Origin of the sequence: Dechloromonas denitrificans, assembly GCF_020510665.1 — a bacterium.
Taxonomy (GTDB): Bacteria; Pseudomonadota; Gammaproteobacteria; order Burkholderiales; family Rhodocyclaceae; genus Azonexus; species Azonexus denitrificans_B.
In genome coordinates, this window is the sequence record NZ_CP075187.1 from 2,154,412 (window position 1) to 2,167,598 (window position 13,187).

Annotated in this window: 11 protein-coding genes; all 11 read right to left on the bottom strand. The window is 55.1% G+C overall.

What is annotated here, in order from left to right; all coding sequences use genetic code 11:
- Window positions 1-37 precede the first annotated feature (37 nt).
- The gene (locus tag KI614_RS10210; protein ID WP_226409301.1) at window positions 38-1,969 is read right to left on the bottom strand and encodes a bifunctional 3-phosphoshikimate 1-carboxyvinyltransferase/cytidylate kinase; all 1,932 of its coding nucleotides are present in this window, start codon (window positions 1,967-1,969) and stop codon (window positions 38-40) included.
- A 104-nt stretch (window positions 1,970-2,073) separates the two neighbouring features.
- Window positions 2,074-3,912 (bottom strand): polysaccharide biosynthesis protein, encoded by a 1,839-nt coding sequence (locus tag KI614_RS10215; RefSeq protein WP_226405378.1) that lies wholly within the window; start codon window positions 3,910-3,912, stop codon window positions 2,074-2,076.
- A 49-nt stretch (window positions 3,913-3,961) separates the two neighbouring features.
- Window positions 3,962-5,185: a DegT/DnrJ/EryC1/StrS family aminotransferase gene (locus KI614_RS10220; RefSeq protein WP_226405380.1), complete on the bottom strand. Its 1,224-nt coding sequence runs from the start codon at window positions 5,183-5,185 to the stop codon at window positions 3,962-3,964.
- Entirely contained in the window at window positions 5,172-5,828 is a 657-nt protein-coding gene (locus tag KI614_RS10225; protein WP_226405382.1) for an acetyltransferase, read from the bottom strand. Before KI614_RS10225 ends, KI614_RS10220 begins: the two co-directional genes overlap by 14 nt.
- Window positions 5,825-6,445, bottom strand: a complete 621-nt coding sequence (locus tag KI614_RS10230) for a sugar transferase (protein ID WP_226405384.1) — start codon at window positions 6,443-6,445, stop codon at window positions 5,825-5,827. Before KI614_RS10230 ends, KI614_RS10225 begins: the two co-directional genes overlap by 4 nt.
- The gene (locus tag KI614_RS10235; RefSeq protein WP_226405386.1) at window positions 6,442-7,623 is read right to left on the bottom strand and encodes a glycosyltransferase family 4 protein; all 1,182 of its coding nucleotides are present in this window, start codon (window positions 7,621-7,623) and stop codon (window positions 6,442-6,444) included. The genes KI614_RS10230 and KI614_RS10235 overlap by 4 nt, the downstream gene beginning before the upstream one ends.
- Window positions 7,624-7,629: 6 nt before the next feature.
- On the bottom strand, window positions 7,630-8,601 hold the full coding sequence (locus KI614_RS10240; protein ID WP_226405388.1) for a glycosyltransferase: 972 nt from the start codon (window positions 8,599-8,601) through the stop codon (window positions 7,630-7,632).
- Entirely contained in the window at window positions 8,598-9,368 is a 771-nt protein-coding gene (locus tag KI614_RS10245; protein ID WP_226405390.1) for a hypothetical protein, read from the bottom strand. The genes KI614_RS10240 and KI614_RS10245 overlap by 4 nt, the downstream gene beginning before the upstream one ends.
- Before the next feature lie 179 nt (window positions 9,369-9,547).
- The gene (locus KI614_RS10250) at window positions 9,548-11,485 is read right to left on the bottom strand and encodes a TIGR04326 family surface carbohydrate biosynthesis protein (RefSeq protein WP_226405392.1); all 1,938 of its coding nucleotides are present in this window, start codon (window positions 11,483-11,485) and stop codon (window positions 9,548-9,550) included.
- Complete coding sequence (locus KI614_RS10255) at window positions 11,485-12,228, bottom strand: 3-deoxy-manno-octulosonate cytidylyltransferase (protein WP_226405394.1); 744 nt, start codon at window positions 12,226-12,228, stop codon at window positions 11,485-11,487. Before KI614_RS10255 ends, KI614_RS10250 begins: the two co-directional genes overlap by 1 nt.
- A gap of 20 nt (window positions 12,229-12,248) precedes the next feature.
- Window positions 12,249-13,181 (bottom strand): NAD-dependent epimerase/dehydratase family protein, encoded by a 933-nt coding sequence (locus KI614_RS10260; protein ID WP_226405396.1) that lies wholly within the window; start codon window positions 13,179-13,181, stop codon window positions 12,249-12,251.
- Window positions 13,182-13,187: the final 6 nt, after the last annotated feature.

The window sequence follows — 13,187 nt, forward strand, 5'->3', positions numbered from 1 at the left end:
TTAAAACAAGCTGCCGGCCAGGGCGGCCGGCAACACTTTACAACGAAGCTTTCTTGCTCCATTCCAGCACCTGCGCCACCGCCTGTTCGATGGTGAGCCCGGTGGTGTCGAGCAATTCGGCATCAGCCTCCTGCCTGAGTGGAGCCACGCTGCGCTGAGAATCGCGCTCGTCACGTTGCCGCAGGTCTTGCAGAAGGTCCGTGAGATTAGCAGAGAATCCTTTTTCCTTCAACTGCTTATAGCGACGATCAGCCCTTGCCTCGGCACTGGCTGTCAGGAATACTTTGAGCCTGGCCCGGGGGAAAATGACCGATCCCATGTCGCGCCCGTCGCCAACCAGACCGGGGACTTTGTTGAAAACCCGCTGACGGAACAACAACGCAGCACGAACAGCAGGCAGCACCGCAACCTTCGAGGCTCCGGCAGAAATTTCCTCGGTGCGAATGCTGTCGCCAACCAACTGGCCATTCAGCGTGATATCTGACTCGGAAAACTCGACGTCGAGCGCGGCGGCTATTGCGGCCACACCAGCCTCATCGGCCCAGTCGACACCAGCTTGACGTGCCGCCAGCGCGGTCAGGCGATAAAGTGCGCCCGAATCGAGGTAGGCATAACCCAATTCTGCTGCCACGCGACCGGCAACGGTGCCCTTGCCAGAAGCCGACGGGCCATCGATGGCGATCACCGGCGCCGCCTGGCTGACTGCGGCAAAACGCTCGAAATAATCCGGGAAGGTTTTGGCAACGCATTTGGGATCATTGATCCGCAAGGGCGTTCCAAAAGCAGCGAGCGAGAAACACATCGCCATGCGGTGGTCATCGTAGGTATCAATCGCCGCCGGCTTGAGCGTAGCGGGCGTAACGCGAATAAAGTCCTCGCCCTCTTCCACAACAGCGCCCAGTTTGCGCAACTCGGTTGCCATCGCGGCAATCCGGTCGGTTTCCTTGACCCGCCAGCTGGCAATGTTGCGTAAAGTGGTCGTGCCTTTGGCGAACAGCGCCGCCGTGGCCAAGGTCATCGCTGCATCGGGAATATGGTTGCAATCAAGGTCGACCGCGACAAGAACGGATTTCGGCGCTTTGGCCGTCATCCAGTTCGGCCCCATGTCGATCTCCGCCCCCATCCGGGCAAGTGCCTCGGCAAATTTGACATCGCCCTGAATGGAGTCGGCACCAACCCCCTCAACTCGAACAGGACCCCCACCAATCGCCCCCAGCGCCAGGAAATAGGAGGCCGAGGAGGCATCGCCTTCGACATAAACCGTACCAGGAGAAACATAGCGACTACCAGCCGGCACGGTGAAACGCTGCCAGCCTTCGCGCTGCACATGAACGCCGAAGCGCGCCATGATGGCCAGCGTGATTTCGATATACGGCTTGGAAATCAACTCTCCGACAACGTCGACCGTGGCAGCCTCGCCGGTCAGCGGCAAAGCCATCAGCAGGCCGGTCAGGAACTGGCTGGAAACGTCGCCACGCACCTTGACCACACCACCCGGCTGAATCGTCGCCGGCTTGAGATGCAGCGGCGGATAACCGTCATTACCGAGATAGGTGACATCGGCGCCCAACTGGCGCAAGCCATCGACCAAGTCACCGATTGGCCGCTCATGCATCCGGGCGACACCTTTCAGGATGTAGTCACCGCCAGCCAGTGCCAGCGCCGCAGTCAGCGGGCGGAACGCCGTACCGGCATTGCCCAGAAACAACTCGGCCTGTTTGACAGGAATTTGCCCTGCGCAACCTTTGATCAGCCAGTTTTCGCCGTCCAGGTGGGTCACACCGACGCCAAGGACTTTCAAGGCATCGAGCATGCGCTCGGTATCGTCCGAAGCGAGCAAGTCACGCACCTCGGTGTCACCCTCCGCCAGCGCAGCAAGCAGGAGAACCCGGTTGGAGATACTCTTTGAACCGGGAAGACGAACGGTACCGGCGGCAGAAATCAGTTGGGGAAGATCGAGGAATTCCATGATGACTCTATCAATGACACTGACAAAAATCCGGCCACCCCTTGAAAAGTCGGCCGCAGAAGGAAAGGCGGCCGGCACCTGAATGCGGCGCAGGCCTTGATTCATTACATTTGCGGGAGATATTCCGGCACAAAATACTGCAGGCGAGTTTTCAGAAGCTGCACATCCGATGGCGGACTCCCGACCACCCAGTCGAGAACCTCGGCCTGCCAAGCAGAGCCGGGACAAACCTCAGCCTGCCCAACGCGCAATTTGGGATGCGGCGTGGCCAAGGTTTGCTCGTTATCAGTCAGCAACTCCTCGTACAACTTCTCCCCGGGGCGCAAGCCGGTAAAGACAATTTTTATTTCGTCATCCGAAAATCCGCTCAGACGAATCATGTCCTTGGCAAGATCAGCAATCCGGATCGGCTCGCCCATTTCAAGAACAAAAATCTCCCCACCCTGCCCCATCAAACCGGCCTGCAATACAAGCTGAGCCGCCTCCGGAATCAGCATGAAGTAGCGAATAATATCCGGATGCGTCACCGTCACCGGCCCGCCCTTGGCAATTTGCTCACGGAACTTCGGGATGACCGAACCATTGCTGCCCAGCACATTACCAAAACGAACCGTGATGAAACGCGTTCCACACCCCGGCCCGTAACCAGCCAAAACGCGCTCGGCCAGGCGCTTGGTCGCACCCATGACATTGGTTGGATTGACTGCTTTATCAGTCGAGATCAGCACGAACTTCTCAACACCGTAACGGATTGACGCCTCAGCCAAACAACGCGAACCACCAACATTGTTGCGCACCGCCTCCCAGGCATTGCCACTCTCCATCAGGGGGACATGCTTGTACGCTGCTGCATGAAAAACCACCGCCGGCTTGTAAGTGGCAAAAACACCATCAAGACGGGCGGCATCCTTGACATCACCGACGACACAGGCAATCGACAGTCGCGGGAAAGTCGCAGCAAACTCTTGCTCAATCTGGTACAGGGCAAATTCGGACAGCTCGAACAAGACCAGCAGGCTGGGCTGAAAAGAGGCAATCTGGCGCGCCAGTTCAGAGCCGATCGACCCGCCGGCACCGGTCACAAGAACCACGCGCTCACCGAGCAAGCCGCGCAAGCCCTCGGCATCAAGTTGAACCGGCTCACGACCAAGCAAGTCTTCGAGTTGCACCTGGCGCATCTGCGAAACAGCGACATTGCCGGCCAGCATGTCGTTCATACTCGGCACCGTTAGCACCTTCAGACCGGATTGGACGGCCAACTCCATGGCAAGACGGCGGTCTTTTGCACTAGCCTCCGGCATGGCAACAATCGCCCGACGCACCTCAAGCTTCTCGGCCCATACCGCCAGATCGTCCAAAGGCCCAAGAATCCGGACGCCACGCAACTCGGTGCCAACTCGCCGGGGAGCATTATCCAGCAATCCAACCACGCGCCAGTCATGCGAATGAGCCAATTCACGCAGCAAGCGTTCGGCAGCATCCCCCGCTCCCAGGACCAGAACAGGCTCGCCGCCAAGCGCCAAGTGACCATAGAGCATGCGATCTTTCCAGGCACGGTAGATGAAACGACTTCCGCCCATGACCACAATCAGCAAAATGGGATGAAGCAACAAGACCGAACGAGGAATAGCCGCCACACCAAGCATCTGGACCGCTGCAGCCACAAAGACTGCCGCCATGCCAACTGCCATGATGATTCGCCTCAGATCCATCACACTAGCGTAACGCCAGATACCGCGGTACAACCCCATCAGCCAGTAGACGGGAATATGCAAGACCAACAACAGCGGCAGGGAATGCAATGCACTTCGCAAATAATCCGGCGGCACATCCAGGTTGAAGCGGATCCAGTAAGCAGCATACCAGCACAGCACCAAGGCAGCCACATCGTGTGCACATGCAACCAGACGTCGAGTCAGACCGGAAAGATGGACAGAAGGCAAGTTATCGACTCAGCAGCAATTCATGAAACGCGTATTTTACGCGAAGGGCTCAGTTGGCACGCTGAGCAGTAGCAAATTCCATCACTTCCGAAACCACTTCCACCACCGCGGCCATTGCCAAATGATCCAAAGTCGGGTGAACGAGAAAGCACAAACTCGTCTCACCAAGCTCTCTGGCAACCGGCAAAGCCTCATCCGGCCCCCAGCCTCGATCGACAAATGCTTTCTCGCGATATATCTCGCTACACGAACCAACCGAGCACGGCACCCCTCTGGCTTCGATCTCGACCATCACCCTGTCCCGATTCCAACCAGAGGCGAGCGCATCCGGAACGACGAAAGCATAGAATTTGTACCATGCGTGCTCAATATCCGCCTGAGGAAGCTGAACTCTCAAACCGGGGAGGCGTGCAAAAGCCGACGCAAGACTCTCGGCATTGGCTTTGCGCTGGGTCTGCCAGGCAGGCAAACGCGCCAGTTGTATGCGACCCAGAACAGCCTGCATTTCAGTCATTCGCCAGTTTGTCCCGAATGATTCGGTCAACCAGCGAAATCCTAGCGAATGCTGCCGGTTATAGACCGCGTCATGGCTACGGCCGATGTCTTTATAGGCCCACGCCCGCGCCCAGGCATCATCATCATCAAGGGTCAGCAAACCGCCTTCGCCTCCTGTCGTGATGATTTTGTCCTGGCAGAACGAGAATCCGGCGGCATGTCCGAACGACCCGACCGGGCGACCTTGGTAGAACGCACCATGGGCTTGGGCACAATCCTCAATAACAACAAGTTCGCGGGTTTGCGCATAAGCCATGATGGCATCCATCTGACACGGCCAGCCAGCCAGGTGAACCACAATGATGGCGCGTGTTCGCGGTGTCATCACCGCTGCAATAGTTTCAACGGTCAGGACCTGGGAATCTCGATCGACATCGGCAACAACGGGAACCGCACCGCGCATCACCGCGCAACTGGCCGACGCGACATAAGTCCGGGCAGGCACGATCACTTCGGCACCTTGACCAATACCGAAAGCCTCAAGCGCCAACTCAAGCGCCAAGGTTCCATTGGCCACTGCGATCGCATGCTTGCGGCCAAGATAAACGGCATATTCCCGCTCGAAAGCTCGAGCCTCTTCGCCAGTCCAGTAATTCACCTTACCGGAACGCAGTACGGCTGACACGGCGGAAACCTGTTCTTCATCGAAGTAAGGCCAAGGAGCTGCCACAGCCTTGCGAATTCGTTCTCTGACTTCCAACTGCCTATCCCTTTTCATGCCAGCCGGCATCTTGTTTTTTAATTACCCGGTTAGGTGCCCCCACCACGATCTCGTTCGGCGAAACATTGTGAATCACCGTCGTCCCTGCGCCAACCACGGACCACTCACCCAGTGCAATGCCGGGCGTAATCGTGACACCTGCGCCTAGTTCAGCCCCCTCAGCCATACTGACCCCACCGCACAAGCAACTCATCGGCGCAATGGTACAAAAATCGCCGACCCGACTGTCGTGCGATACAACCGAACCGGTATTGACGATCACGTGCTGCCCAAGAACAACATCGGCAGTCAACACAGCGCCAGCTGAAATCATGCAGCCCGGACCAATCGAAACAGAACTGCCGATCTGGGCCGAGGGGTGAATCAGCGTAGCAAACTTGACCAGGGCTCCGGCCTGAATGCCGGCAACCAGACTACGCCTCAATGCCGGCGAGCCAACAGCCACAACGACGCTACAATCCCGCCCTTGCAACCAGTTCGACGGCCCGAGTATCGGACATCCGGCAACTTCCGTCTGAAGAGCGTAATCGTCAAGAAACCCCAGAAAATTCCAGGTTGGTGAAAGATGATTGATCGCCAGAATGCACTGATGAATCTCTCGCGCGTGCCCTCCGGCACCAAGGATAACCAGATCTTTCACAGGCTGTTTTCCGTATTTCCAGTAAAAGCCGGCATTGTCACATGCCCGGCAGCATTCACATCACGACTGGCAAAGACCTTTTTCACTGTCAGCAGCAAAATCTTCAGGTCCAGCCAGAATGATTGATGATCAACATACCAGACATCCAACTGGAAACGCTCGGACCAGGAAATAGCATTCCGGCCATTGACCTGCGCCCAGCCAGTGATCCCGGGAAGCACATCGTGGCGACGCGCTTGTTCATCTGAATAAAGCGGCAGATACGCCATCAACAAGGGGCGGGGGCCGACCAAACTCATATCGCCCTTGAGCACATTGAGCAACTGCGGCAACTCATCAATACTGAGCCGCCTCAACCACTGCCCCCAGTGTGTCATGCGTTCAGCATCCGGCAAGAGGCTACCCTGTGCGTCACAGGCGTCGCGCATCGTCCGAAATTTATACAGAATGAATGGCTTCCCCTTGTATCCTGGGCGCTCCTGCCGGAACAAAACCGGGCTCCCCATCGTCAAACGGACAATCAATGCACCGATAAGCATCAAAGGCATGCTTGCCAGCAACATTAAGGCAGCCACCGAAAAGTCAAAAATACGCTTGCTGCTGACGCCAAGGCTCACGATCTCTCCTGCCCGAGTAGTTGATTCACGAAGTTCATCTGATCCAGAACAACGATCTCCGCCGAGAATTGCTGTTGTGCCCGCCGACGAGCCTGCCCTCCCAAGCGAACACACCAATCACGATCAACGGTCAGTCGCTCAAGGCAAGCAGCAATCGAAGAAACGTCAGCCGGCGGATGAAGCACGCCACTTTCACCATCTGCTACCGCATCGGTCAGGCCGTAAATAGCCGAGACCATCGCTGGAATACCGCAGGCAGCCGCCTCTATCACAACCGAACCAAAACCTTCGCGGTAGCTTGGAAGACAAAAAAAATCCGCTGCAGCCATGAAATCTTCGGGTCGCGGAGTCGCCCCCAAAAGATGCAAGCGTGGATGGTTCAACGCCAGACGAGCAATCTCCGGCGCCAAATTCTCCTCATCCGGACCGACCAGCAACAAAGCCAGTTGCGGCAAGCGCTCTGCAACGCCAGTAAATGCGGCAACCAGGTCGAGCACTCCCTTGTCGCGATTAAGGCGCCCGACATAGAGTGCCAGCACCATATCATCGCCATACCCGAGAGCCTCCCTGATTGCTTTTCGAACTTCCGGATTCGGCCGAAAACGAGCCGCATCCACACCGGAAATCGAGCCATGCCCAAGCACATCGATCTTGCACTCCGAAACAATGCCTTGCGTAATCAGGAAATCACGTTGCGAGGCACTGTCAGCAAGCAGGCGGGTAGCACATGCAGCGATAAGACGATCTAGCGTTTTCAGCAGCCAACGGAACGGGCCACGGCGTGTAACCCAAACTTGTCCGGTAAAGGTATGGATACGCACACGCACGCCACACCAGAAAGCAGCTAACTGCGTCAGCAACCCTGCCTTTGGGGTCACAGAGTGAACAAGCGAAAACCCCCCGGCACGAATAAGGCGCGCAAGCCTGAAAACCGCCAATAAATCACGCCACGGACTGACCTGCCGAGCAATTTCAAGAGGAACAAAATGCACACCAACAGGCAAACTCTGCTGAAAAGCAGGCATATCATCCGAGCAGGCGACGGTCACATTGTAAAACTCTGATAATTTCCTGATATAGGTCATCAGAAATGCCTTTACCGTCATTGGCACGGCGACGACTATCAGAATTCGCTGACGTGTCATTGAACTCACCCCGGGATCAGCAATCGGAGACATTGATATTCATCGCTCAGATATCAATCTGAATTTACTTAACCCAAGCGAGGCTGTGATACGACCTGCCAACGTCGCAACATCAAGCATGGCCGCAACCGGGATCATGAGAATTGGCTGCCACCAAAAGCGCCACCAAGGTCGATCAGTGCTACGCCGGTATGGCTCGATGCCTCCCCGCACGACAAAATAAGCCAGCATCGCTGGCAACGCACCTGGAACGCCCAAAGCGGATAGCGCATAAATCAGTGCAATCGCGAGGAGCATGAAGTTTTTCCGGGCACTTCCCACGCCAGCGACAGCGGCGCTTTGTTCGTAGACAAACCACTTTTTAAGCGCTTGCCCCAGTGTTTCCGGAAAGTGCCGGTATTTGACCAAGGCTTCCGGGCAGTATGCAGTCGCGATGCCCGCGTTTGAGATACTTTGATTCCATAAAATATCTTCACCGGAGCGCAGATGCTCTTCAAAAAAACCAGATTTTTCAAAAACATCCCTGTGAAACAATGAAGCTGGCAATACCGGCGTAGCCCGCCCTTGTCCGTAGGAAACAGCACAAATCATCCTGCCGAACGGATGTTCTGAACCAAAATTGCAACTGCCGTACACGGCCTGGGCATGCGACCGTTGCTGCCTCGCCCAAAGTTTGCCGAGCCAGTCAGCGTTGGGTGAAATGCCTGCATCCAGAAATGCAATCCATTCCTGTGTTGCCGCTTTGACACCCACATTTCTGGCAGCGCCAGGATATGCATCTGGGCGATGGCATAACTGAAACTGGATATCATCCTGTTTGGCCAGTCCCATCCAGGATTCGATGCTGCCGACACTGCCATCAGATGAACCAGTATCGACAAAAATGACTTCTGCTGGCCTGGGCGACAAAGCACTCAGGCACCCGAGCAACTCCCCCAGGCTTGATGACTCGTTACGTACTGGAATGACGACAGAAACAGGGAGTACAGGCGATGTAGATAACGACATCATGCTCGCCGTCCCAACAATCCCGCCAGACGCTGCCTCACGACAAACAGAGCGAACCAGATCCTGCAGCGTAACAAACTGCCACCATTCAGCGAGATGACATGTGCCCTTGCCCGATAGTCGGCCAGAATGCCGCTCGAAGTCGCTGGCATTGGTACGATATGGGTGCAGCACTCGATATGCGGCGCAACCCAGAGGCGAACACCACGCTGGCGCCAGAGCACAGAGTGAATGACATCCTCGCTGTAGGCTTTACCGGGGAAGGGATAGTAGTTTTCACAGACGAGGTCTTCCCGACTACAAAGGACGCAGCCTCCCGGCAACCATTCCGTCTCTACCAGAGGAGCATTGCAGTAGTCGGGATCAACGGCATAAGGTATCCCGGAACGATCGATCCGCCCCATTCGCCTGGCGCCCCAGGGCGCAGCACCGATCACGGTCGCTGACAAGCTTTGCAAAAAGCCTTTCAGATTGCTGCGATAGCGGGTCAAGTACTGGCCCGTTTCACAGAGTTTGAACAACGGTGCAACCGCCATGGGCTGCGTTGCGTCACTGCATACATCGAACAATTGTTCGAGCGCAGTCGGTGACAGCATCACATCATCATCCATCTGTAATACAAAAGGATTTCGCACCTGAGCGAGTCCCAGGGCACGCTGGGCAACTTGGCCTCGACACGAGGTCCACAGCACGTGAAGGCAATCGTCTTCCTGGAATCGAGCCTCGGGCACGACGCCTTGAGGAATACAAAGCATGATTTCCTCAGGCACCCGCGACCCCGACCTTAGGCGAACCAAGGTCGCCTCAAGGTCTCGCCCACCAAGTGTGGCAATCACCACAGATACAGGCAGCACGTCAGGTCTTAACGTCAAGGGCATACGATTTATTCTTCCATCTTTCAAAGAGCTTGCCAGCACTTCCGGGACTTACTGCAAGAAGGCAGCCTTGATTATGTCGCCAATGAAACTTCATTTTGCCTTTTGCCAGGCAAAATCACGTTTTGCCAAGCTGGCAACGAAGGATCCAGCAAAAAATACGGCAATGGGACAGTTATTTGCCGAGCAGATATTTGTCGTAGAGCGTCGGCGAATTCATCAATCGTCCTTACCTGAGAGACGCCCGCTACGCCACGAAGCGCATTTGCATTCAACCGCCCCCCGTCGAGTATCTGGACTACATTCTTACCGGCGCAATATGCATCAACCGCCGCTGACGTTATCGCGCTGGTGACGACAACATCACAACGCTGTAAAAGCCTTGACAACGGTCGCTCATCGACAAGCAGCTCAACACCAGCCAGGAAGTCTGAATCAATTCTGTAAGGAAAAGCTGGATGCGGCTTGAATATGTAACGCGTTTTGCCTTCAAGGGCTTTCACCGTCCCGGCAAGCCATTTGAATATCAGGTCATTGGTTGAAGAATCGAAATCACCGCAAACGAGAACACGCAGGGTCTCTGTCGTTCCACTCTCCGCATCCACGTACGCTGCCAAATGAAGATAACGCAACGCTTCGACCTCAACGATTCTCTCGACTGGATAGCCACCTGACAAAGCGGTGGCTTTCGCCACCGGGCCATTTAGCGCGTAGAGATCCGGCATTGGGAGACACTGAGCGCCCCTTTCGTCATAACTGCGTGGGTCATAAAAATATCTCAGATCCCAGTAACGAATCGTCGAGTGAGGAACAGCAATCAACTGACCATGCCCGTTGCTACGCCAGGCGTGAATGAGCGCCATTTCCCAAGGCTGATTTTCACAAATGTAGATGCCCATGCGCTGACGGGGAACGCGAGATAGCACCCGCTCGAAGAGTCCGATACGAAGACACTCCATCAGCGCAGCCGGCCCCGTCAGTGACTCTCGCCACTCATCTGCAAGAAGAGGCCAAAGATTCAGCGCCGACCCGCTCAGGACTACGCTGCTCTGAAATCCATCAATCCTTCTTACCGCGCGCTGAAGCAGCATGAAATCACGCACCGCCCGAAAAAGAGTGGAAACAGGTGGCAGGATATCGACGACGCCATGAAACTCCCAACCGTCAGCGTTGCGCTCAAAGCGCTCCACCAAGCTGGCAGCCTCCGCCATTGTCGGAATTGCCGGCTGGGGATGGAAGATATGAAACCAATTGGTGCGAACGCCACTATCGGAGAGTTTCTCAACGAGACTACTCCAGTAATTCGAAACAAATCTGCCCGTTTCAAAGGCGCTCTTTTCCAGATGCACCAACACATCAAAAAACGACACATCTGCTAATTCGCTACTGCTCCGGTGCGTATGCCTCAAGGCAGCAGGAAGCCTGGTAATACAGAAACGTGCAAGGGAGAAGAAGGCGCGCACCACGGGTGGCAAGCGAAGGTAAATCGATTTTTGGCGAAGCGGATAATCCTGAGAATGACTGAGGCGACGCCACTCGAAATCGATTTTCAACGTCTTGGCGTAAGCACCGAAACAATCCGCAAGCGGGGCATTATCGGAAATCAACAATATCGAGTCTGCCCCATCCACCAAGAGCAATTTCTCAAGGGCAAGTAGCTTGATCGCATCTGGAACAAGTGATTTAGCCGAGATATTGAATTTCTGTGCCGGAGATCCCAGCCACCAGAAACTGAGTTGCTGCCGAATCAACAAATGTTCAACAGCCCTCTTTCCCTGGATTTCAGCCTCGCCAAGCGCAAAGATCCAGGCAAGATACTGACTTCGCAGCGCGTCAGCCGTTTTTTCCACCAGCACGGGAATCGAAATACATCTTTCGTGGCCTTCAGTTTTTTCCCCGAATCCACGCCAAAGCACGGTACGCTCAAACGCAAGGTTCGGAGTGCCATCCCCGTCCCAGACCAGAACAGCACCTGCTGTAGCCCCCTCGGCCAAGCATTTGTTACCCGGCATTACACCCCTTGCATCAAACGCTCGACCTTCTTGAGGTCTTCCGGTGTATCAACAGCCTGCGTGTCATGAATGGTGGAGGCCATGCGAACGCGCATTCCATGCTCGAGAACACGCATCATGTCGACTGACTCGGCGATCTCCAGCGGGGTCGGTGCGAGCCGGGTGTATTCGAGCAGAAAATCCCGACGAAATGGAATGACACAGACCTGTTTGCCCATAGGAACGCTATCCGCCTTGCAACGAGTCGGAATGGGCTCCCGAGAGAAATACATTGCGTTCAGATTGAGATCGCAAACCACTTTGATGCAGTTTCTGTCCTCGAACTCAGCTGTATCCTTGATCTTTCCCAGCAGGTTGACGACCATGACTTCCGGATGATCAATCAACGGTTGTACCGCTTCGGCAATCATGTCCGGATGCGTCATGGGCTCGTCGCCCTGCACCATAACCACGATGTCATATTTAATTTGGTACTTGCTCTCGAGTTTGAGCAGCGCTTCCGCGCATCGGTCAGATGCACGTTCATATTCGTCGCTCGTCATGACCGCCATGCCACCGATCGATTCGACATAATCGAAAATTTCCTGATCACAGGTTGCCACTGCAGTATGTGTGAGGAGTGGTGATTGGGCGACACGCTCAAAAACGTGTCCAATCATCGGCTTTCCGAGAATCGGCGCCATCGGCTTTCCTGGGAAGCGACTGCTCCCCATGCGTGCAGGAATCAAGGCAAGAATTTTCATATCTTCATCCAAGGTACAAGTTATTCATGGTTATCGAATTCGACGGATCTTGCCCATTCGACAAACTTGGCCAAACCCTCATCCAGCATTGTAAACGAATCGATTCCCAGCACATTCTTCAGCGCCGAGATGTCCGCATAGATTCCGCTTTGATCGCCCGGGGTACCGCCCTGAACGTAGAAAGATGCGCCCGGCACATGGCTGCATATACGCTCAAGGAGACTGCCCACCGTTGTCTTGAGTCCTGTCCCGACGTTGATGGTCGTCCCCTTTGCATCGGGCAAACTCGCGGCGCGAAACCAAGTCTCGACGACATCATCGATGTAAATAATGTCGCGGAAACGATCAAGACTCCCTTTGACCTCTATCTTTCCCGTCACCAATGCCTGCGCCAGAAAAATGCTTACCATCCCCTGACGTAAATTCGTCAAATCCTGGCCCGGTCCGTATACATTGAACATCCGCAGAATGACGGAAGGCAGTTTGCCCTGATAGACGCGCAAGTATTCTTCTGAGGCGTACTTTCCGACGCCATAACACGACAATGGCCTGCAAAAGCGTGACTCACCGATCGGCGCATCATCAACCGCGCCATAAACGGACATCGAACTCGCATAAACGAGTCGTTCGACGGAATTCTCGATGCCATAACGGATCAGATTCAGGGTCGATACCGTATTTTTCTCAAGATCAGCCACCGGATCATCAAAGCTGATTTCTCCCGAAGACTGCCCCGCTAGGTGAAGAATTTTTCGGCAATCTCCGGGAATCTTTGCAATCGTCGAGCGCAGAGCCAGATCCCCTTCAATCAGGTCAATTCCCGATGGCACATTTTCAATGCGCCCATTCGAAAAATCGTCCACCCCAACTACGGCATAGCCCTCTTGCAAGAAACGGGATGCGACATGAGACCCGATGAAGCCGCCTACCCCTGTAATCAGAACTCTATCCATCCCGGT

Excerpts from the sequence above, each read along its gene's own strand:
- KI614_RS10220 (WP_226405380.1), bottom strand. The coding sequence starts at position 5,185 with ATGAAAAGGGATAGGCAGTTGGAAGTCAGAGAACGAATTCGCAAGGCT.
- KI614_RS10235 (WP_226405386.1), bottom strand. The coding sequence starts at position 7,623 with ATGTCTCCGATTGCTGATCCCGGGGTGAGTTCAATGACACGTCAGCGA.
- KI614_RS10210 (WP_226409301.1), bottom strand. The coding sequence starts at position 1,969 with ATGGAATTCCTCGATCTTCCCCAACTGATTTCTGCCGCCGGTACCGTT.
- KI614_RS10250 (WP_226405392.1), bottom strand. The coding sequence starts at position 11,485 with ATGCCGGGTAACAAATGCTTGGCCGAGGGGGCTACAGCAGGTGCTGTT.
- KI614_RS10260 (WP_226405396.1), bottom strand. The coding sequence starts at position 13,181 with ATGGATAGAGTTCTGATTACAGGGGTAGGCGGCTTCATCGGGTCTCAT.
- KI614_RS10255 (WP_226405394.1), bottom strand. The coding sequence starts at position 12,228 with ATGAAAATTCTTGCCTTGATTCCTGCACGCATGGGGAGCAGTCGCTTC.
- KI614_RS10240 (WP_226405388.1), bottom strand. The coding sequence starts at position 8,601 with ATGATGTCGTTATCTACATCGCCTGTACTCCCTGTTTCTGTCGTCATT.